The following is a 20,604-nucleotide window of genomic DNA, read 5'->3' on the forward strand; positions in this document are numbered from 1 at the left end:
CTCAGCCGTGTCGGCGCAGGACAGCGCTGAGGTGGTGCGTCATGGGGGTGTCGGCGTGCGCCATCCACAGCTCGTAGGAGAGCCCGTCGCCGTCCACCGTGAACCGCCTGCGCACGCAGTGCACCGGCTTGGCGCCGGGCGAACGGGCGATGTGCAGCTGTTCCGGGGCGAAGACGACGCTGCCGCCCTGCGCGGCGTCATCGGGCTCCACGGCGCCGCGGTGGAGCTCGGTGAACCCCGTCGGCTGGGTGACCAGAAGCTCCGCCTCCCCGCCACCGACGTTGCGCAGAAACCCGGTCTCCGTGTGCATAGGGCGGGAGCGACCGGGCGCCCACGTGCGCGACAGGTACGTCAGAAACGGCCGGCCGTCACCGGAGAACTCGATCTCCTCCTCGTAGGTGAAGTCGTCGATCGTCGGATAGTGCCCCTCGCCCCCGCCGACCCAGCGACCGGCGAATCCGGCCAGCGGCCCTAGGAGGTCGCGCGCGGCGTTCTCGTCGCTCATCGGTTCAGGTTCTCGTCGCTCATCGGTTCACGCTCGTGTCGCTCATGACCCCAGACTACGACGCGGGCCCCGGCGGGGCGGGAGCGTCCGCGATCGTGCCGGATGCGCCTGCCGCCGCCGGGACGACGCCGCGGAGCCTGCGCGCACGCCCGTGCGCCCGCTCCACTCCCAGGTCGCGCGGGCGGTAGCCGTCCGGGTAGCCCGGATACGTGCGGTTGCGCGGGTCGCGTGTGGTGCGTGAGACGCGGCGGCGCGGCAGGAACCGCACAGCGGCGCTGCGGGCGTGCAGCGCCGTCTCGATCAGCGCCCGCAGCCGCGGCGACCCCGCGGGGAATCCGAACGCGTCGGACATCCGCTGGTCCAGCATCGCGTACACCCCCCGGGCGACCAGCGGCCGCAGCGGTGCGGGGAACCAGGCGCAGTAGAGGTCGCGCGTGTAGCGGCCGATGGCGTTGTTGGTGTCCGCGTAGCGGAAGCGGTCGCGCTCGTATTCCAGTTTGAACCGGGCGAACGACTCGAAGTCGGCGGGGATGTCGCGGACCGCCATGTGCCGGCCGATCTCCACGTAGTAATGGTAGGCGGCCAGCCGCTCCACCGGGTCCAGGCGGCGCCACCCGTACCGGTCGATCCAGTCGATCGGGTCGTAAATGAAGGTGGACAGCACGTAGAGCATGTCGTCGTTGGCGATGTCGTACATCCCGTGCATGCGGTTGATGTTGCGCACCGACTCGTGTCCGCGTTCGGAGTCGACGCCGTGTTCCACCATTTCGGCCATGAGTATCGCGGTGTCGTCGTAGCGCTTCTGCGGTCGCCCGGCGAACTCCCCCGATTCCGCGAGCACCGCCGAGACGGACGGCACGCAGTACGTGCGGAACAGCGCGAACTCCAACGCCCGCTGGTAGTCGAACGGAAACTCGAATCCGGCGGTGAGCCGGTGGATCTCGTGCCGGTCCCCCAGCGGATCGAGCGTGCGGATGTACGGCAGCCAGCTGAACGTGCCGGGCGCAGTCCTGATCCTCATGGCGTACCCCTTTCGCGCATTCACCGGCCGTGCCGAAGCCGCAGCATGAGCCGGGCGATGCGCACGTCGCGCCGGCGCCGCCGCATCGTCATCAGTTTCAGCGGAGCGGCGAACCTCGTCACCGTCATGGATTTGACCGTCGCGAACTCCCGGAGTCCGTCGTCGCCGTGGATGCGGCCGAATCCGGAGTCGCCCGTGCCGCCGAACGGCAGCGCGGGCACGCCGGCGAACCCCAGGACGGAGTTCACCGTGACCACGCCGCAGTCGAGCCGTTCCGCGACCGCCCGGCCCGCGTCGGTGTCGGCGCTGAACACCGATGCGCCGAGCCCGTAGCGGGAGGCATCGGCCCGGCGCACGCCCTCGTCGAGATCCGCCACCGGCTCGATGACCAGCACAGGGCCGAAGGTCTCGTCGGTGACGGCCGTCGAATCGGGCGCGACACCGGTGAGCACGACCGGCTCGACGGTCCGGCCCCGCACTGAGTCCTCCCCACCGGCCAGCGCCCGCCCACCGCCGCGCAACGCGTCGGCGATCTGCGCGCGCACGATCTCCGCCTGTCCTGGCATCGTCATCGCGCCGTAGTCCACCCCCGCCCGCACCGCGCGCACACGGGCGGTCACCGCGGCGACGAACTCATCGAACACCCCCGCCGCGACGTAGATCCGCTCGACTCCCGCACAGGTCTGCCCGGCGTTGCCGAACCCGCCGAACACCGCGTACTCGGCGGCGGCATCGAGGTCGGCATCGGCCGCCACCAGCATTGCGTCTTTGCCCCCGCACTCCGCGACCAGGGGCGTCAGGCTCTCCGCGCAGGTGGCCATGACCCGCTTGGCGGTGGCCGTCGAGCCGGTGAAGGCGACCTTGTCCACGCCCGCGCGGCACAGCTCGGCCCCCACCGCACCGTCGCCCGTGATCACCTGGAGCACGGGCTGCGGCGGTGCCAGGCTCTGCCACGCCCGTGCCAGCCACTCACCGACGCCGGGCGTGAGCTCGCTGGGCTTGAAGACGACGGCGTTGCCGGAGGCCAGTGCGTAGGCGATGGAGCCCATCGGCGTGTAAAGCGGGTAATTCCACGGGCCGATCACCCCGACGACGCCGTACGGGCGGTAGCCGACCGACGCGGCCTGGTCGATACCCACCACCCCCGACGGCACCGACCGCCGGCGCAGCACCCGCTTGGCATTGCGCGACGCCCAGTCCAGGTGCTCGACGGCGAGCATAACCTCGAGCAGCGCGTCGTCGTCGGGCTTGCCGGTCTCACGCGCGATGACCCCGGCCAACTCGTCCGCACCGCGCGCAAGCACCCGGGCGAAGTCGCGGAGCCAGCCGCGCCTGCCCCGGAAGTCCTGCGCGTCCCACCATCGGGCGGCGGCGCGGGCGGCGGCGACGGCCGCGCCCACCTGCCCAACCGTTCCCACCTGTGCGGCCGTGTCGTCCGTCCTCTGCCCCTGTTCGGTCTGCGTCATGCCGACTCGCGCTCCTTCCACCCCGGTCGCTGCGTGTCCCCGTCACCGGCACCAGCGCCCTGGCCCTGGCCCGTCACCACAGTGCGCCCATGCCCGTCGACGCAGTATCGCATCACATATATTTGATCTGATCTACTGTGGTGGACACCACAGTATGCGTCGATCCGCGGCGCGACAAGGCGCGGGTACGACCGCAGTCAGCACTGCGCGGGAACGGCGCGACAACAGCGAGGAGGCCGCATGACGAAGGGGATCACCGACGTATCGACGGGGCTGCAGCCGGAGGCGATGGGTTTCACCGACGAGCAGGCCGCGTTCCAACGCGCCGTCGCCGACATGTGCCGGCGCGAGTGCGGCACCCGCGCGCAGCGGGACGCGCTGACCGAACAGGGCACGGTCCACCACAACACGTGGTTCTACGGCCGGATGGCGGAGCTCGGATGGCTGGGACTCACCGTGCCGGAGGAGTTCGGCGGCTCGGACGGTTCGATGGTGGACCTGTGCATCCTGCTCGAAGCCACTGCGCGTGGCATGGCACCCGTCGGCGGGATCGGGCCCACGCTGATCACGGGCGCCGCCTACAAGAAGTTCGGCACCGACGCGCAGAAGAAGGACGTCCTCGGCGGCGTCGTCGGCGGCCGCAGCTACTCCATCTCGATGTCCGAACCCGAGGCCGGATCCGACGTGGGCAACCTGTCCTGCAAGGCGGAGCGCACCGCAGACGGCTGGGTGATCAACGGCCAGAAGACCTGGTGCTCCAATGCCCACATCGCCGACGCGATCCTCCTCGTGGCGCGCACGTCCCGCGGCGAGGACAAGCACCGGGGCCTGACGATGTTCCACGTGCCGTCCGACACCCCGGGCCTGACCATCAAGGGCATTCCCACGATGGGCGGTAACGACGTCAACGACCTCTACTTCACCGACGTGCGTCTTCCGGTCGACGCAGTGATCGGCGAGGTCGACGCCGGCTGGGGCCAGCTCATGACGGGCCTGAACATCGAGCGGCTCATCCTCGGCGCGATGATGCTCGGCACCGCGCAGCGGGCATTCGCGGACGCAGTGGAGTTCATCAGCGAACGTCGGCAATTCGGCCGGCCCGTCGGCACGTTCCAAAGCCTGCGGCACCGCGTCGCTGACCTGGCCACGGAGATCGAGTGCACCCGCCTGCTGGTCTACGGGCTCGCGCGGATGGTCGACGACAACCCCGGCGCGCTGTTCCCCCGCGAGGCGTCGATGGTCAAGCTCAAGGCCACCGAAACCGCCAAGAAGGTCGCGCTCGAGGGCATGCAGATGATGGGCGGCTACGGGTACGCCACCGAGTTCGACATGGAACGCCACGTCCGCGCCACGCTGGTCTCGTCGATCTACGGCGGCACCAACGAGATCCAGCGCGACGTCGTCGGCAAGACCTACGGGCTGTGACTCCGTGACCGCCACCCCCGATACCGCCACTGGACCCGGCACCACCGCCTCCCGCGCGACGCAGCGGCGGCTTCGGCGACGCCCCCAACTCTCCGACGACGTCGCCGACCATGTGCGCGGCCGGATCATGTCCGGGCAGGTCCGCCCGGGTGCATTCATCCGCCTCGACGAGACGGCTGCGGATCTGGGCGTCAGCGTCACTCCCGTGCGCGAGGCGCTGTCGAAGCTCCGCGGCGAGGGGCTGGTCGAGTCGGTCCCCCACCGCGGTTACGTAGTCAACCCGCTCAGCCGCGAGGACGTCGTCGACATCTTCTGGCTGCAAGGGAGGATCGCCGTGGAGTTGTCGGCCCGCGCGGCCCGCCGCGCCACCGACACCGATCTCGCCGACCTGACCGCGCACTGCGATGCGCTCGAGTCCTCCCTCGCCGGGGCGGACGTGGAGACCGTCGCGCTGCGCGAGTTCGAGTTCCACCGCAGACTCAACCGGATCGCCGCTTCCGACAAGCTGGCATGGTTTCTGCACAACGCCGTCCGCTACACCCCGTATGCGCTGTACGCCGCGGACCCGGACTGGGGCGCCACCGCGGTGGCGGGCCACCGCCGGCTGATCGAGGCGCTGCGCACCCGCGACCGTGCGGCGGTCGAGGAGGAGACCCGACTGCAGTTCACCGACGGCGCCCGGCGGCTCGTCGCCCACCTCGACGCGGTGCACATGTGGGACGACTCCAATGAGGACGACCCCTTGGGAGACGACCGCTGACGATCTACGCGCGACCCGACGGAAGTCACCCGCGGATCAGCGGTACCAGGAGCGCAGTGGCGAACGCGCGGAACTCCTCGTCGTCGTCGAGCTGCGGCGGGCCGTCCGTCGTGAGCAGCAGCGACTGCGTGAGCCGGGCCAGCACGGCCGACAGCGCCTCGACGTCGCCAAGGCGCGCATCGCCCCCTTCTGCGCCCGCGTCCCGCGCGCGCAGAGTCCTGATCTTGTCGGCGAGAAAAGCGGTCGCGAGGGTGAGCACGTCGCCCGCACCGACGGTGAGCGACCGCAGCGTCTCATCGCGGTCCACGCGCAACATCCGCTCGAGCAGTGGGTTCCCGCGGACCGCACGGACGGTGACCGTGAAGAAGGTGACGACGTACTCCTCCAGCTCGTCGATGCCCGCCACCGCACGTTCGATGTGCGCGAGCACCCGCGCCGCCTCGTAGAGGTACGCCGCACGCACCACGTCGTCCTTGGTGCCGAGCCTGCGGTAGAGCGTCGCCCGGTTCACGCCTGCCCGGTGCGCGATGTCGTCGGTGCTGGTTTTGCGGACCCCGGTGAGGGCGAACTGCTCGAGCGCGGCCTCGAGGATCCGCGCGTCCGCCTCCGCAACACCTGCGCCCGCCCCCATCAGCGCTCGCACACCGTCATCCGTCACGCCCACAGGTTAACCACGCTTGCGGAGCCGACGGCCACATGCAACAGTTAGAGTCACATTGTTGCATCGGCGCACGCCCGCATCGGACGCAACCGGCAACGGAAACGCCCTGCAACGGCGACGGCACGGATCGGAGACGGCATGGCACGGACCGGACACGGCGCGGCACCGCACGCGACGGACCTGGCGACGGAGGCCGACGGCGCACCGACGGTGGGTGTGGCGGACTACGTCGACGAGGCGTACGTGTTCCTGGGTGCCGGAGCCGCCATCCTGCTGCAGCTGGCGATGCCCGGCGTGGGTCACGGCGTGGCCGATCACAGCGACGTCCTGCATCACCCGCTCAGTCGCCTGCGCACCACCATGAGCTACATCTACGCCGTCGCACTGGGCACGGACGACGAGCGCCGCGAGATCGTGCGCATGGTCAACAAGGCGCACGTGCCCGTGCGATCGGAGACCTACAACGCGTTCGACCCGGATTTGCAGCTCTGGGTTGCTGCCACGCTCTATCACGGCGGGGTCGACCTGCACCGACGGTTCCGCGGCCCGCTGAGGCCTGTGTCGGCCGAGCGCGTCTACCGCGAGTCGATGGCCTACGGCACGGCACTGCAGGTGCACCCTGAGATGTGGCCGGACACCGTCGCAGGATTCGACCGCTACTGGGCCCGCACCATGGACACGCTCAGCGTCGACGATCAGGTGCGCGCATTCACTCACACGCTTCTGGCGACCCGGAGCGCCCCCTGGTTCCTGCGGCCGCTGATGCCGCTGAACCGGTTCGTCACGAAGGGGCTGCTGCCGCAGCAGGCGCGCGACGCCTTCGCGCTGCCGTGGAGCGCCCGGCATCAGCGGGCGTTCGATCTGCTCTTCCGCATCCTGCCGCTCGTCTACGGCGTGGTGCCGCGGTTCCTGCGCACGATGCCGGCGCGGCTCTACCTGGCGGACATGCGCCGACGGTTGCGGTCCGGCCGCGGGCTGGCGCACTGACCCAGGCGCCGGGACCCTTGCTCACACGCGGGCCCGACGGGCGGCCTCACCAGCGGGCCGGCGCGTCGCGGCTCCAACCGCGGCGCTGCGGGTCCGAACCCAGCAGGTGGTCGTCCTGGGCGGCGCTGCGGCTGCGGTAGACGATGTACGGGCGGAACAGGTACCACACCGGGGCGCTGAACACGTGCACGAGACGGGTCAGCGGCCAGATGGCGAACAGCACCAGTGCGATCGCCACGTGCACCTGGAACTGGACGGGGGCCGCGGCCATGAGGCTGCCGTCCGGCTGGAGACTCCAGAAGTCGCGAAACCACGGCGAGACGGTCTCGCGGTAGTTCGCGTCCGGCGCCCGGCCCGACGGGGTCATGCCGATGACCGTGGTGGACAGCCCTGCCACCAGCGTCGCGACGAGGAGCACGTACATCCACTTGTCGTTCCACGTGGTGGCGATGAACACGGGCCCCGTGCGGCGCCGCCGGTAGATGAGGATGCTGACGCCGACGAGCGTGGCCAGGCCCGCGATGCCGCCCGCGCCCAGCGCAACCCAGTGGTAGGCGGCCTCGGAGATGCCGATCGCGTCGGTCCAGCTCTGCGGGATCACCAACCCGATGATGTGCCCGAGGAACACGACGATGATGCCGTAGTGGAACAGGGGGCTGCCGATACGCAGGAGCCGGGACTCGTAGAGCTGAGAGGACCGGGTGGTCCACCCGAACTTGTCGTAACGGTACCGCCAGATGAGTCCGACGATCATCATCGCCAGCGACACGTACGGGATCACATCCCAGAAAACCTCCAGCGCGCCATTGCTGCTGTTCATCGGGATCCTCCCACCGTGCGGAGCGACGCGGCCAGCGCATCCACCGGCACTGTCACCGAATAGGGGTCCAGGCCCACCGATTCGCTCGGCGGCCCCTCCTGCGCGATCCGCTGCGCCTCACGCCGGGTCTGCTCGGGGTCCGGTTCCGGCACCGTCGCCAGTACCGCCTCCACAGCCCCGGCGTACGGGGACCCCATCTGCCCGAGCGCGTCCTGCAGCAGCGCGAGCGGCGCACGGTACCGCCTGAGCAGCGCCATGCCCGCCTTGAACTCCACGGTGGCGCCGAACTCGAGCACCACGGCCAGGTGGTCGGGCAGCTCGCCGTCCGGCGGCTCCACCCCGGCCTCGCGGTACGCGTCCGCGAACTGCAGCATGGCGTTCCCCCGGTTGCGGGTGTCGCCGTCGGTCCAGTAAGTGAGGAACAGCGACCGTCGCCGGCGCAGGTCGAAGGTCTCGACATACCGCTGCGCCGCCTCGTGCACCTCAGACCCGGTCAGCCCGTCGACGCAACTCCGCAGCGGCCCGGCCACCGATGGCGGCAGATCGTCGATCACGCCCTCCACCAGCGCGAGCCGGTCGGCGTAGCCGGGCATGCCCTCCGCATCGTTCTCCGGGTAGGCGAGCAGCAGCGACACTGACTGCCACACCAGGCGGCGGTGGCTGTCGGCGATGCCGGTGGTACGTCGGAAGAGCCTCATCACACGTCCTTTCCGACCGCTCCGCCTTCTTCGGCGTTTCCGCCCTCCCCGTGGTCCACGGCCCCCGACGGGAACAGTCCGGGCGGGCTGCCCAGTCCGTCCCAGTTGAGCAGGTTCACGCGGCTGCCTGCCGTGTGTTCGCTGGTCTGCCGCTGTTTGAGTGCGTTGAACGTCTCCACCGCGACCGGGGCCGGCGTGCCGGAGGTCTCGCCGAACGGCCCCGAGCCCGCCATGTACATCCCGGGCCCGCCCTCGAAGTCGAGCGGGCACTCGGTGGCCGTCTCCTCCAGTTTGTGGCCCTCGTTCTGGTACGCGGTGGGGATGACGTACCGCTCGTCGTACTTGGCCAGCGCGAGCAGCCGGTACATCTCGTACATCTCCTCCTCGCCCATGCCGACGGCGGCGGGGATGTGCGCCTGCGGATCACGCCCCAAGTTGATGTCGCGCATGTACGAGCGCATGGCGGCGAGCTTGTGCAGCACATCGTCGATGACGTCGGTGTCGCCGGCGGTGAACAGCCCCGCCAGGTACTCCTTGGGGATGCGCAGCGCGTCGATGGCGCCGAACAGGTTGCCGACGTCCTCCGCGTCGTGTCCGTCGCGCGCGACCGCGTCGACCACGGGCGACAGCGGCGGGATGTACCAGACCATGGGCATGGTCCGGTATTCCGGGTGCAGCGGCAGCGCCACCTTGTACTTCTTGATCAGCGAGTAGATCGGTGATCGCTGCGCGCCCTCGATCCAGTCGTCGGAGATGCCCGCCGCGCGCGCGCCGGCGATCACTTCGGGGTCGTTGGGGTCAAGCAGCACCCGCATCTGCGATGCGTAAAGATCCTGCGGGTCCTCGGTGCTGGCGGCCTCGAGTACGGCGTCCGCGTCGTACAGCATCAGTCCGATGTACCGCAGGCGGCCCACGCAGGTCTCCGCGCACACCGTCGGCAGGCCCACCTCCACGCGCGGATAGCAGAACGTGCACTTCTCCGCCTTGCCCGTGCGGTGGTTGAAGTAGACCTTCTTGTACGGGCAGCCGGAGACGCACATGCGCCAGCCGCGGCACTTGTCCTGGTCAACCAGCACGATGCCGTCCTCGGAGCGCTTGTAGATGGCGCCCGAGGGGCACGACGCCGCGCACGACGGGTTGAGACAGTGCTCGCAGATGCGCGGCAGGTAGAACATGAAGGTCTGCTCCAGCTGCAGCTTGACCTCCTCGCTGACCTGGCTGAGGATCGGGTCACCGGGGACGATCTCCGGGGATCCGCCCAGGTCGTCGTCCCAGTTGGACGACCACGTGACCTTCATCGGCTCACCGGTGAGCAGGCTGCGCGGTGCGGCGACGGGGATGTGCTCGCCGGCCGGCGCCGTCGTCAGGTTCTCGTAGTCGTATGTCCAGGGCTCGTAGTAGTCCTGGATCGACGGCAGCTTGGGGTTGGAGAAGATGTTGACGAGCTTCTTGACGCGGCCGCCGGCCCGCAGCCGCAGCCGCCCCTTGCGGTCGAGAACCCAGCCGCCCTGCCACTTGTCCTGATCCTCGTAGGTGCGTGGGTACCCCTGGCCGGGCCGGGTCTCGACGTTGTTGAACCAGACGTACTCCATGCCCGCCCGGTTGGTCCACGCCTGCTTGCACGTGACCGAGCAGGTGTGGCACCCGATGCACTTGTCGAGGTTCATCACCATGCCCATCTGAGCCATGACGCGCATCAGTAGGTCACCTCCTGGGAGCGGCGACGGACGAACGTGACCTCGTCACGCTGGTTGCCCGTGGGGCCGAGATAGTTGAACGCATAACTGTTCTGGCCGTAGCCGCCGGCCAGGTGCGAAGGTTTTACCAGCAACCGGGTGATCGAGTTGTGAATGCCGCCGCGCCGGCCGGTGGTCTCCGAGAGCGGGGTGTCGATGGTGCGCTCCTGGACGTGGTAGACGAACACCACCCCCTTGGGGATCCGGTGCGAGACGATGGCCCGGCACACGAACACGCCGTTGCGGTTGACCGCCTCCACCCACTCGTTGTCGGCGGCCCCGATGGTGGCCGCGTCGTCCGGCGACATCCACATGGTGGGGCCGCCGCGGGAGAGCGAAAGCATGAACAGGTTGTCCTGGTACTCCGAGTGGATCGACCATTTGGAGTGCGGGGTCAGGTAGCGCACGGCCAGTCCCAGCTCGCCGGTCTCCCCCAGCTTCGGTTCGCCGTAGAGCGCGTGCAGGTTCATCGGCGGACGGTAGACGGGCATCTGCTCGCCGATCTCCTCGAGCCAGTCGTGGTCGAGGAAGAAGTGCATGCGGCCGGTGACGGTGTGGAACGGCTTGAGGTGCTCGATGTTCTGTGTGAACGGCGCATAGCGACGGCCGCCGGTCTCGCTGCCGGACCATTCCGGGCTGGTGATCACCGGCACCGGGTGCGCCTGGGTGTCCTGGAAGGTGATGTGCCGTTCTTCGGACCCCTCGGCGAGTTGCGCCATGCGCTGCCCCGTCTGACGTTCGAGATCCTTGAACCCCTGCACCGACAGTCGGCCGTTGGTGGTGCCGGACAGGCGCAGCACCGCCTCGCACATCTTCACCGCGGTGTCGATCGCCGGCCGCCCGGCACCGGCCCCGCGATCCATCACCCCGTGCAGGGCGGCGAGCTGCGCGACCTCCTCGTCCGGATGGAAGGTGACGCCCTTGGTCGTCATCCCGAGCGTGTCCACCAGCGGGCCCAGCGTGGCCCACTTGTCCGCGATGGCGCCGTAGTCGCGTTCGACCAGCGTGATGGGGCCCATCGTCTTGCCCGGGACCGGCGTGGCCCCCGTCTCCAGCCAGTTGTCCTCGGCCCCGCGCGGGTAGGCGGTCTCGCCCGGGGTGTCGTGCTGCAGCGTGCCCAGCACGACGTCCTTGCGCACCCCCAGGTGTTCGGCCGCGAGCCTGCTGAACACCTTCGCAATCGTCTGAAATGCCTCGAAGTCCGAGCGCGACTCCCACGGGTGGTCGATCGCGGGGCTGAAGGCGTGCACGTAGGGGTGCATGTCGGTACTGGACAGGTCATGCTTCTCATACCAAGTGGCCGCGGGCAGCACGACGTCTGAGAGCAGCGTGGTCGAGGTCATGCGGAAGTCGATCGACATGACCATGTCGAGCTTGCCCTCGGGCACCTCGGCGCTGCCGTCCTCGCGTGTGGGCACCCGCACCGACACCGGCCGCACGTCCTCCGGCATCGGCTCGGCGCTCATGTTGGACGACGTGCCCAGCAGGTGCCGCAGGAAGTATTCGTTGCCCTTGGACGACGATCCCAGCAGGTTGGAACGCCAGACGCTGAGCACGCGCGGCCAGTTCTCCGGCGCGTCGGGATCGGTCACCGCCAGCGTGAGGTCGCCGGAGGCGAGCCGGTCCGCCACGTAGCCGGGCACGTCGTCGCCGCGACCTGCGGCCACGGCTTCGTCGGCGACGTCCAGGCTCGAGCGGCCGAACTGCGGGTAGAACGGCGACCAGCCCATCGCGGTCGCCGCCGAGACCACGTCCATCGTGTGCTTGCCCGCGAAGCGCCCACGCCCCAGCGGGGTGGACAGGGCATCGGCCCGGTAGTTGTCGTAGCTCCACTGGTTGGTGTGCGCGTACCAATAGGTCGTGCCTGCCATCACGCGCGGCGGACGCGACCAGTCCAGTCCCATCGCCAGTGTCGAGTACCCGGTGAGGGGCCGCACCTTCTCCTGGCCCACGTAGTGCGCCCAGCCGCCGCCATTGCGGCCCATCGCGCCGGTGAGCAGCAGCAGCGACAGGACGGCGCGGTAAGTAGCGTCGCCGTGGAACCACTGGCAGATTCCGGCGCCCATGATGATCATGGTCCGGCCGCCGGACTCGATGGAGTTCTCGGCCATCTGCCGGGCCACGCGCACGGCCTGCTCGGCGCTCACGCCGGTGATCGGCTCCTGCCACGCGGGCGTGCACGGAACCGACGGGTCCTCGTAGCCGGTGGGCCACTGTCCCGGCAGCCCCGGTCGCGACACCCCGTACTGGGCGAGCATCAAGTCCAGCACCGTGCACACCAGGTGGCCGCCCACCCGCCGCACCGGCACCCCGCGACTGTGCACCTCCGCCCGGCCCTCCACGGTTTCGAACCCGGTGATCAGCACCTCGACGGACTCGGGCGCGTCGCCGGCCCACGAGTGCCCGCCGCCCGGTGCGTCCTCGCGGCCCACGGTGAGCAGGGGGGAGATGTCGCCGAGGTCGAGGTTCCACGCGCCCTCGTCCGACTTGGCGTAGCGGTGGCCGAGGCTGCCCCGCGGCACCGCGTGACTGTCGGTGACCGCGTCGAGCAGCACCGGCTTGAATTCGGCGAGCTCCTGGTCCGCCTCCGGGCCGGGCAGGTCGGCGGCCACCAGGCGCTTGCCCGCGATGTAGGCGCCGTCGCGTTCCTCGAGCCTGATCAAGTAGGGCAGGTCGGTGAAGCGCTTCGCGAAGTCGCTGAAAAACGGAGTAGAACGGTCCACATAGTGCTCGCGCAGCATCACGTGCCCCATCGCCATCGCGAGCGCGCCGTCGGTGCCGGCAGCGCAGGGCATCCACTCGTCGGCGAACTTGGTGTTGTCGGTGTAGTCGGGGCTGATCGAGACGACCTTGGTGCCGCGGTAGCGGACCTCGGTCATCCAGTGAGCGTCGGGCGTGCGCGTGATCGGCACGTTCGATCCCCACATCAGCAGGTACGATGCGTCCCACCAGTCGCCGGATTCGGGCACGTCGGTCTGGTCGCCGAACACCTGCGGCGACGCGACGGGAAGATCCGCGTACCAGTCGTAGAACGAGGTCATGACTCCGCCGAGCAGTTCGATGAACCGCGCCCCCACCGCATGCGAGATCATCGACATCGCGGGGATCGGCGAGAAGCCGGCGACCCGGTCCGGCCCGTACTCCTTGATGGTGTGCACGTGGGCCGCCGCGACCATCTCCGCCGCCTCGTCCCACGAGATGCGCACCAGCCCGCCCTTGCCGCGGGCCTGCTGGTAGCGGCGCCGGCGCTCCGGGTCGGCCTGGATGTCCGCCCAGGCCAGCACCGGGTCGCCCAGGCGCGCCTTGGCCTCGCGGTACATCTGCACGAGCACTCCGCGACCGTAGGGGTAACGCACCCGCGTGGGCGAATAGGTGTACCAGGAGAACGCCGCGCCCCGGGGGCAGCCGCGGGGCTCGTACTCGGGACGGTCCGGCCCCACCGAGGGGTAGTCGGTCTCCTGCGTCTCCCAGGTGATGATCCCGTCCTTGACGTAGATCTTCCACGAGCACGAGCCGGTGCAATTCACCCCGTGCGTGGAGCGGACCACCTTGTCGTGGCTCCAGCGGTCGCGGTAGAAAACGTCGCCCTCGCGCCCGCCGGCGAGGCTGACGGTGCGCTTGTCCGCGGAGAACTCGGCGCCGCGGCGGAAGAACCTGCCGGTGTCCAGCAGCACCTCCGCCAACGGCCCGTCGGTCTGCGGCCTGCCGTGTCGCGGAGCGCCGGTCCGAGGAATGTCGGTGGAAGTCACGCCGGTCTCCTTGTTGTCGTCGGTGCGGTGGGTATGGCTGCTGCAGCAGTGCCGGTCACGGCCTCGCCTCTTCCTTCGGCAGGGAGCCGGGTCTGCTCACGCGGCGCGTCGGATCGGCGGCCGGCACGAGCATCGCCGTATACACCAGGATGATCACCGCGGTGATCACCAGCAGTGTCAGTCCGAGGTGGTAATTGTTGCCGGCCGAGTCGAACGTGGCGCCCATGATCAGCGGCGGGAAGTAGCCGCCCAGGCCGCCGGCCGCGCTGACGATGCCGGTGACGCTGCCCACGCGATGCGTAGGGGCCAGCTGGGACAGCCACGCGAACACGCCGCCCGCGCCGATGCCGAGGAAGAAGGCGAGACCGCCGAACACCAGGCCCGCCTGCCACTCCGGCTTGGGCTGCATGTTCACCAGCGCCGCGAACACCGCAGTGCCCGCCACGGAGACCAGCACGACGTTCTTCGGCGGGACACGGTCGGAGAGCATGCCGCCGATGGGCCGTGCGATCACCGCCGCGATCGCGAACGCCGCGGTGCGGCTTCCCGCCTGGATGGGGTCGAAGTCGTAGACGTCGATCGTGGCGATATAGGTGGGCAGATAGCTGGAGAACGCGACGAAGCCGCCGAAGACCAGGCCATAGAGTACGCACATGTTCCAGGTGACGGGCAGTTTCATCGCCGCCCACGTCTTGGGGACGAACGGCTCCTTCTGCGGCTTCCACTGCGGCGCGTCCGAGGCGCACAGGAACACGATCACGGCCGTGCCGGCGAGGACGGCCGCCAGGATGACGTGCGTCTGCATGCCGCCGAACCAATTGTCGAAGCGCGGCGTGAAGAACGCGGCCACAGCGGTGCCCACCATGCCCGCGCCGAAGACGCCGGTGGCGAAACCCTTGCGCTCCGGCGGGAACCAGGCGCTGACGAACGGGATGCCGACGGCGAACACCGTGCCCGCCACGCCGAGCAGCAGTGCCGACGCCAGCAGCGCGCCGTAGCTGCCCGAAGAACCGAAGTATCCGACGAGCAGGATCGGGATGATCGACGCGATGGTGACCACCAGCAGCATCCGCCTGCCGCCGTACCTGTCGGTGAGGGCGCCGACGGGGATGCGGCCGAGCGAGCCGACGAGCACCGGCATCGCGACCATGATCGCGCTCTGCGACGACGACAGCGCCATCGACTCGGAGTACCGCGAGGACAGCGGGCCGAGGTCGTTCCAGACCCAGAAGTCGATCATCGACACGAACGTGGCCAGCAACAGGTTGCCGCGTGCACCCAATCGAATGATCACGGGCCTTCTCCCCATCGCGTCGGCTGCGCTGCGGGCCCGGCCGTTCCCGTCGTGCGCATGCCACCGAATACTGCCTCGTTCGTCCACAACGTAGCCCAACGGCCGGCCCCTCGTCAGCGATCCGCACTAGTCCGATCGGGCTAATAGCCGGAATCCGGGCAGGCGCCCCGCGGACGCGCGCCCACCGCTATTACGACACAGCGTCGTAGCTGATTTCCGGGCACGTGCGGACACCCTTCGGCCCCCTGACCGTGTCGAACGCGGCCAAGCGCTTGCTAGGCTACGCAGAATCGTGTCGTTGGACACATGCCCTGGAGAACCCGAGAGAAACCGTGGTGATCGCACAGTGAACCCCAATCGGAACACGCCCGCCGACCCCGCCGAAACAGCTGGCCGGAGAGGCCCGCTGCACGGGGTGCGCGTGGTCGAGCTCGCGGGCATCGGCCCCGGCCCGCACGCGGCGATGCTCCTGGCCGACCTCGGCGCCGACGTCGTCCGCGTCGACCGCGCCGGCACGTCCCCCTCCGTCGACCATCTGCAACGGGGCCGGCGCGCCGTGGCCGCGAACCTCAAGGACCCCGCCGACGTCGAGAAGGTCCTGCGGCTGGTGGCGCGGGCGGACGTGCTCATCGAGGGCTTCCGCCCCGGCGTCACCGAGCGGATGGGCCTGGGCCCCGACGAATGCCTGACCCGCAACCCGCGGCTCGTCTACGGGCGGATGACCGGCTGGGGCCAGGACGGCCCGATGGCGGAGCGCGCCGGACACGACATGAACTACATCAGCCTCACCGGCGTCCTGCACGCGATCGGCCGCCCGGGCGAGCGTCCGGTGCCCCCCCTCAACCTGGTGGGAGACTTCGGCGGCGGATCGATGTTCCTCGTCTTCGGCATCCTCGCCGCGATGCACGAAGCCACCGTCTCCGGCCGCGGGCAGGTGGTGGACGCGGCGATGATCGACGGGTCGACGCTGCTGGCGCAGATGATGTGGTCGTGGCGCGGCCGCGGCATGTGGAGCGACGAGCGCGGCGCGAACCTGCTCGACGGCGGAGCCCCCTTCTACGACACCTACGAATGCGCGGACGGCGGCTACTTCGCGGTGGGCGCCATCGAGCCCCAGTTCTTCGCCCAGCTGCTCGACGGCCTCGGCATCGACGCCGAGTCGGTACCTGCGCAACAGGACCGGAAGCGCTGGCCGGAACTGCGTGCGGCGCTCGTCGGCGCCTTCGCCACGAAGACCCGTGATGAGTGGGCCACGGTGTTCGAAGGCACCGACGCCTGCGCGACCCCGGTCCTCAGCTTCGGCGAGGCCGCCGGCGATCCGCACGTCGCCGCCCGCGGGATCCTCACCGAGCTCGACGGCGTCGTCCAGCCCATGCCCGCCCCCCGGTTCTCGCGCACGCCTGCACCGGCCCCGTCCACGCCTCCGCGCGAGCACACCGACATCGACTCCGTCTGGGACTGACAGGCACCGTCCGGGCCCGGCCCGGACGGCGGACCGTCGCACCACCCGTACCGATCTCCCGTCCGCCGTACGATGAAGGGGAAGCGCGCCCGCCGCGGCGTCACCGTCGCGAGGGTCGGCACCATCGCGAGAGTCGTCATCACGAGGGGACGGACACTATGGCTACACCGGCTTCCGCAGCTCCCGCACCACAATCCGGCGATGCGGGTGCCAAGAGCGGCCCACGCCCCCTGGCCGCCGCCCCGCAGGCGGGCTCCGCGTCGACGCAACTGGTGACCGACCAGGGCCGCACCATCCTCACCGACACGGTCGTCTCCAAGATCGCGGGTACCGCGACCCGGCAGGTGGACGGCGTGCACGCGCTGGACGGCGGCACCGCGCGCGCGGTCGAGGCGCTGCGCGGGCGGATCCCCGGCGCCCGCGTCAACCATTCGCAGGGCGTGGCCGTCGAGGTGGGCGAACGGCAAACCGCCATCGACATCGGCATCGTCGCGGACTACGGGGTGCCCATTTACGACCTCGGCGCCGCCATCCGGCGCAACGTCATCGACGCCGTCGAACGGATGACCGGGCTCGAGGTCGTCGAAGTCAACGTCACCGTCTACGACGTGCACATCCCGGGGGACGACGAGGGGCTCGAGGCCACGCCGTCCTCGCGTGTCCAGTAGAGCGATGGCGTCTGCTGACAGCGCGCCTGCCGACACCGACAGCGCCGGCATCGGATCCGCATCGGCGATGCCCGACGTGCGTGCCGCTGCCGCCGAGCACCTGGGATTGGCGCTGCCGAAGGTGGTGGTCACCATCGCCGACCTCGCCCACCGCCGGCCGCCGCCGGTCGCACAAACACAGGAGCGATCATGAGCACCGCAGCAGTCGGCCTGATAGCGGGCCTCCTCCTGGCCATCGCCGCCACCACCGGCGGGATCGTCGGGTTCATCGTCGCGGTGATCCTGGGCGCGATCGGGCTGGCTGTCGGCGCGCATCACGACGGGGCCATCGACATCACGGCCGTCTGGCGGGGCCGCGGCCGTGGCTGAGGCCGCCCCGCAGGCCGCCCGCCCGCGCTCCGGGGCCGCCGGCTGTGAGGCACAGGCGGGCGGTCGCACCCCGCCGGAAGAACGGGGCACGCTGACGATCCGAAACCGCGTGGTCACCCGGATCGCGTGCGCGGCGGCGGGCGAGGTCGCCGGGGTGTCCCCGGGCTCCGCCGACACCGGCCGGCGCAGCGGAGGCGGCATGCCGCGCGCCATCGCCGCGGTCAGGAACGGCAGCGCAGTGGTGGGCATCCGCATCGCCGTTCACCGGGCCGAGTCGCTGCCCGATGTCACCCGGGCGGTCCAACAACGCGTCACCGAGCGCATCCGCGAATTGACCGCCCTTGTTCCGATCCGCGTCGACGTCACCGTCGGCCGGCTGTCCGCCGCGTCGGGAGCCGGGGCGGCGCACACCCGGCCGTCGGAGCCTTCCGGCTCCGGGGGCCGTTCCGGGGGCGCGATGACGGGGCGCAGGGTTTCCGCCCGCGAGCCGCGCGCGGCCCCCGCGTCCGCCGCTGTTTTCGTCGTCATCGGTTTCGCACTGTTCGCGATCGGTGCGCTGTGCGTGCGCGAGGCGCTCCTGTATTACGAGGTGATCGCAGGCGACCCGTGGCTGGCGAACACCGTCGCGTGGGTGGCCCGGCTGACCTGGCGCGATTGGATGCGATATGCGGCGCCGGCGTGTGTGGCGATCGGAATCGCCCTGCTCTGGAGCGCGCTACGCCCCCGTCGCCGCACCCACCTGCGGCTGCACGCCGACGTCCCCGTCTGGCTCACGCCCACAAACGTGGCACGCGCCTGCAGCGCGCGCGCCAAGGACGCCCTGCCGCATTGCAGAGTCGCGACCATCGCATCGCGCAGGAAGATCACCGTCACGGTCTCCATGCCCTCCGAAATGCGCGCGGAAGCGGAATCCGCCTCCGCGGATCAGAAAACTCCGATGCCGGATCTCGAGCGGAGCGTGCGCGACGCGGTCCTGCCGTTGGTCGGCGACTTGACCCCCCGGCCGCGCGTCAATGTGCGCACCGCCCTCCTGCCGGACGGCCCCCGACAGAGGGTGCGATGAACGTCGGTCGCGGACTCGGCGGGGTCGGCCGTGTGGTCGTCGCTGCTGTCGGCCTCGCTTTGATCGCGGTCGGGGGCTTCGCCATCGCGTTCTGGGCGGGGACCAACCTGTCCGAGCGTTGGTCGATCTACCCTGACCGGCAGTGGATCTACGCCGTCCCGTCAGCCCCGGCGTGGCACTGGGGTCTGATCGGCGCGGCCGTGGTGCTCACTATCCTGGGGGCGGCGGTCGTCGGCGCGCATCTCCGTCCGCGCCGGGCACCGGACTCGCGCTGGGAACACGCCGCCCTCGGCCGCATTTCCGTCGCCCCGTCGGCGATCGGCGATGCCGCAGCGCAGGAGATCGCATCGCTGCCGGCGGTGGACGACGTCCGCGCCCGCACCCGCACGGTGCGCGGGCGACCCACCCTGACGTTGACCGTACGCACGACTACGGATGCGGACCTCGATGCTCTGCGGGCCCGCCTGTCGCACGTCATCGCGGATTTGGCGGACACCGCCGGCGGGCACCTCCCGGATGTGCGGGTTCTCCTGGAGCTGCGCCACCCGGACCGCCCCTCGCGGCGGGTGGAATAAGGACGACCCCCGCCCCCCGGCCCGCACCTGTGCGCATGCGGACCGGGCACGCCCGGGATGAGACAATCACCCCTATGCCGATCACCGAACTCAACGGAATCCGTCTGAGCTACGCCGAGCAGGGTTCCGGCCCGCTGGTCGTCATGGTCATGGGCACGGGGAGCCCAGGCCGTGTGTGGGGCGCGCACCAGGTTCCGGCGCTGACAAAGGCCGGGTATCGGGTGGTCACGGTGGACAACCGCGGCATCGCCCCCACAGACGAGTGTGCCGAGGGGTTCTCGCTCGACGACATGGTCGGTGATATCGCCGCGTTGATCGAGCACCTCGGCGGGCCGGCGCGCGTGGTGGGCACGTCACTGGGAGCCCGCGTCACCCAGGAGCTTGCACTCGCGCGCCCCGATCTGGTATCGCGGGCCGTCATGCTCGCCACGTACGGGCGGCAGAGCGCCTTCCAGGCGCGCTTGGGGGCCGGCGAGCGCGCGTTGGCGGACCAGAACGTGCAGTTGCCCGCGGAATACCGCTCGGCGGTCACGGCGGCACTGAACCTGTCCCCCGCCACGCTCGCGGAACCGTCCGCCGCCCGCGACTGGCTCGACATCTTCGAGTTCTCCGCCCCCGAGCAGACGCCGGGCCTGCGCGCGCAGATGGAGGTGGACCGCGGGGAGGACCGCACCGCGCACTACCGGCGCATCAGCGTGCCGTGCATGGTGGTGGGATTCGCAGACGACCGCATGGTGCCGACGGACTTGTGCCGCGAGGTGGCCGATGCGATCCCGGGCGCCCGCTACGAAGAAGTGCCGGACGCCGGCCACTACGGCTACCTGGAGCGCCCCGACGCGGTCAACGAGCTGCTCATCGACTTCCTGCAGCAGTGACCGCGGCTGCTCCCCGGGAGGCTCAGGACCCTCGGTTGCGCTCGTCCTCTTCCATCGCCTTGATCAGGCTGTTCGGACGCATGTCCGTCCAGTTGGCCTCGATGTACTCGACGCAGGCCTCCCGGCTGTCCTCACCGAAGACAACCTTCCAGCCCGCTGGGACGTCCGCGAACACCGGCCAGAGCGAGTGCTGTCCCTCGTCGTTGACCAGCACCTTGAACTTGGCGTCAGCGTCGTCAAACGGATTGCCCACTGCTTCGTTCTCCTTCACTTACCCGCGTTGGGGTGAGTATGTGTGTCCGGCGGGCCCGCGGCCCTGCGCGCAGCCCGCGCCGCCAGCCCATGATGCTACCTGCCGAGCGCCGCTCGCTCAGTATCGCCCGAACCGGTATGCCCCCGCGACCACGGTTGTTCGCCGCACCCGGGCCACCCGCGCCACATCGGTGCGCTGCCGGGTAACCTTCAGGCCC

20 protein-coding genes are annotated in these 20,604 nt (G+C 70.1%); 10 read left to right on the top strand and 10 right to left on the bottom strand.

Annotation, left to right across the window (positions count from 1 at the left end):
* Position 1: 1 nt before the first annotated feature.
* The 3 genes from JJ683_RS01800 to JJ683_RS01810 are packed head-to-tail and all read right to left on the bottom strand — an operon-like array spanning position 2 to position 2,992.
* Complete coding sequence (locus tag JJ683_RS01800; RefSeq protein ID WP_200170958.1) at positions 2-505, bottom strand: heme-binding beta-barrel domain-containing protein; 504 nt, start codon at positions 503-505, stop codon at positions 2-4.
* A 55-nt stretch (positions 506-560) separates the two neighbouring features.
* Positions 561-1,526 (bottom strand): oxygenase MpaB family protein, encoded by a 966-nt coding sequence (locus JJ683_RS01805; protein ID WP_200170959.1) that lies wholly within the window; start codon positions 1,524-1,526, stop codon positions 561-563.
* Positions 1,527-1,546: 20 nt separating this feature from the next.
* Positions 1,547-2,992: an aldehyde dehydrogenase family protein gene (locus JJ683_RS01810; protein ID WP_200170960.1), complete on the bottom strand. Its 1,446-nt coding sequence runs from the start codon at positions 2,990-2,992 to the stop codon at positions 1,547-1,549.
* A gap of 288 nt (positions 2,993-3,280) precedes the next feature.
* On the opposite strand from JJ683_RS01810, the gene JJ683_RS01815 reads away from it, so the two are divergent.
* Both JJ683_RS01815 and JJ683_RS01820 read left to right on the top strand, forming a co-directional pair.
* Entirely contained in the window at positions 3,281-4,417 is a 1,137-nt protein-coding gene (locus tag JJ683_RS01815) for an acyl-CoA dehydrogenase family protein (protein ID WP_200171031.1), read from the top strand.
* 4 nt (positions 4,418-4,421) lie between these two features.
* Positions 4,422-5,177 carry a GntR family transcriptional regulator gene (locus JJ683_RS01820; RefSeq protein ID WP_307810625.1) on the top strand — a complete coding sequence of 252 codons (756 nt, stop codon included), beginning with the start codon at positions 4,422-4,424 and terminating at the stop codon, positions 5,175-5,177.
* 25 nt (positions 5,178-5,202) lie between these two features.
* On the opposite strand, the gene JJ683_RS01825 is transcribed toward JJ683_RS01820, so the two are convergent.
* Positions 5,203-5,835: a TetR/AcrR family transcriptional regulator gene (locus JJ683_RS01825; protein ID WP_307810626.1), complete on the bottom strand. Its 633-nt coding sequence runs from the start codon at positions 5,833-5,835 to the stop codon at positions 5,203-5,205.
* Between the two features lie 141 nt (positions 5,836-5,976).
* Here JJ683_RS01825 and JJ683_RS01830 point away from each other — a divergent pair, with 141 nt between their 5' ends.
* Positions 5,977-6,825 (top strand): oxygenase MpaB family protein, encoded by an 849-nt coding sequence (locus tag JJ683_RS01830; protein ID WP_200170961.1) that lies wholly within the window; start codon positions 5,977-5,979, stop codon positions 6,823-6,825.
* Positions 6,826-6,871: 46 nt separating this feature from the next.
* Here JJ683_RS01830 and narI read toward each other — a convergent pair whose 3' ends face one another.
* The 5 genes from narI to JJ683_RS01855 are packed head-to-tail and all read right to left on the bottom strand — an operon-like array spanning position 6,872 to position 15,122.
* Positions 6,872-7,645: a respiratory nitrate reductase subunit gamma gene (narI, locus tag JJ683_RS01835; RefSeq protein ID WP_200170962.1), complete on the bottom strand. Its 774-nt coding sequence runs from the start codon at positions 7,643-7,645 to the stop codon at positions 6,872-6,874.
* On the bottom strand, positions 7,642-8,343 hold the full coding sequence (narJ, locus tag JJ683_RS01840; protein ID WP_200170963.1) for a nitrate reductase molybdenum cofactor assembly chaperone: 702 nt from the start codon (positions 8,341-8,343) through the stop codon (positions 7,642-7,644). The genes narI and narJ overlap by 4 nt, the downstream gene beginning before the upstream one ends.
* Complete coding sequence (gene narH, locus JJ683_RS01845) at positions 8,343-10,040, bottom strand: nitrate reductase subunit beta (protein ID WP_200170964.1); 1,698 nt, start codon at positions 10,038-10,040, stop codon at positions 8,343-8,345. Before narH ends, narJ begins: the two co-directional genes overlap by 1 nt.
* Positions 10,040-13,828: a nitrate reductase subunit alpha gene (locus JJ683_RS01850; RefSeq protein ID WP_307810627.1), complete on the bottom strand. Its 3,789-nt coding sequence runs from the start codon at positions 13,826-13,828 to the stop codon at positions 10,040-10,042. The genes narH and JJ683_RS01850 overlap by 1 nt, the downstream gene beginning before the upstream one ends.
* A gap of 55 nt (positions 13,829-13,883) precedes the next feature.
* Entirely contained in the window at positions 13,884-15,122 is a 1,239-nt protein-coding gene (locus tag JJ683_RS01855; RefSeq protein ID WP_307810628.1) for an MFS transporter, read from the bottom strand.
* 346 nt (positions 15,123-15,468) lie between these two features.
* Here JJ683_RS01855 and JJ683_RS01860 point away from each other — a divergent pair, with 346 nt between their 5' ends.
* From JJ683_RS01860 to JJ683_RS01890, 7 genes are all read left to right on the top strand, one after another.
* Entirely contained in the window at positions 15,469-16,584 is a 1,116-nt protein-coding gene (locus tag JJ683_RS01860) for a CaiB/BaiF CoA transferase family protein (protein WP_200170966.1), read from the top strand.
* A 158-nt stretch (positions 16,585-16,742) separates the two neighbouring features.
* Positions 16,743-17,252, top strand: coding sequence for an Asp23/Gls24 family envelope stress response protein (locus JJ683_RS01865; RefSeq protein WP_200170967.1), 510 nt, complete (start codon positions 16,743-16,745; stop codon positions 17,250-17,252).
* A 4-nt stretch (positions 17,253-17,256) separates the two neighbouring features.
* Entirely contained in the window at positions 17,257-17,445 is a 189-nt protein-coding gene (locus JJ683_RS01870) for a hypothetical protein (protein WP_200170968.1), read from the top strand.
* A complete protein-coding gene (locus JJ683_RS01875) occupies positions 17,442-17,621 on the top strand; it encodes a DUF2273 domain-containing protein (RefSeq protein WP_200170969.1) in 180 nt (59 codons plus the stop codon). Before JJ683_RS01870 ends, JJ683_RS01875 begins: the two co-directional genes overlap by 4 nt.
* Positions 17,622-17,730: 109 nt before the next feature.
* On the top strand, positions 17,731-18,684 hold the full coding sequence (locus JJ683_RS01880; RefSeq protein WP_200170970.1) for an Asp23/Gls24 family envelope stress response protein: 954 nt from the start codon (positions 17,731-17,733) through the stop codon (positions 18,682-18,684).
* Positions 18,681-19,259, top strand: a complete 579-nt coding sequence (locus tag JJ683_RS01885; RefSeq protein ID WP_200170971.1) for an Asp23/Gls24 family envelope stress response protein — start codon at positions 18,681-18,683, stop codon at positions 19,257-19,259. Before JJ683_RS01880 ends, JJ683_RS01885 begins: the two co-directional genes overlap by 4 nt.
* A gap of 74 nt (positions 19,260-19,333) precedes the next feature.
* The gene (locus tag JJ683_RS01890; protein ID WP_200170972.1) at positions 19,334-20,134 is read left to right on the top strand and encodes an alpha/beta fold hydrolase; all 801 of its coding nucleotides are present in this window, start codon (positions 19,334-19,336) and stop codon (positions 20,132-20,134) included.
* A 22-nt stretch (positions 20,135-20,156) separates the two neighbouring features.
* Here the strand turns inward: JJ683_RS01890 and JJ683_RS01895 are convergent, their stop codons facing one another.
* Positions 20,157-20,387 carry an MbtH family protein gene (locus JJ683_RS01895; RefSeq protein ID WP_182359167.1) on the bottom strand — a complete coding sequence of 77 codons (231 nt, stop codon included), beginning with the start codon at positions 20,385-20,387 and terminating at the stop codon, positions 20,157-20,159.
* Positions 20,388-20,604: the final 217 nt, after the last annotated feature.

Origin of the sequence: Tomitella cavernea, from assembly GCF_016599145.1 — a bacterium.
Lineage (GTDB): Bacteria > Actinomycetota > Actinomycetes > Mycobacteriales > Mycobacteriaceae > Tomitella > Tomitella cavernae.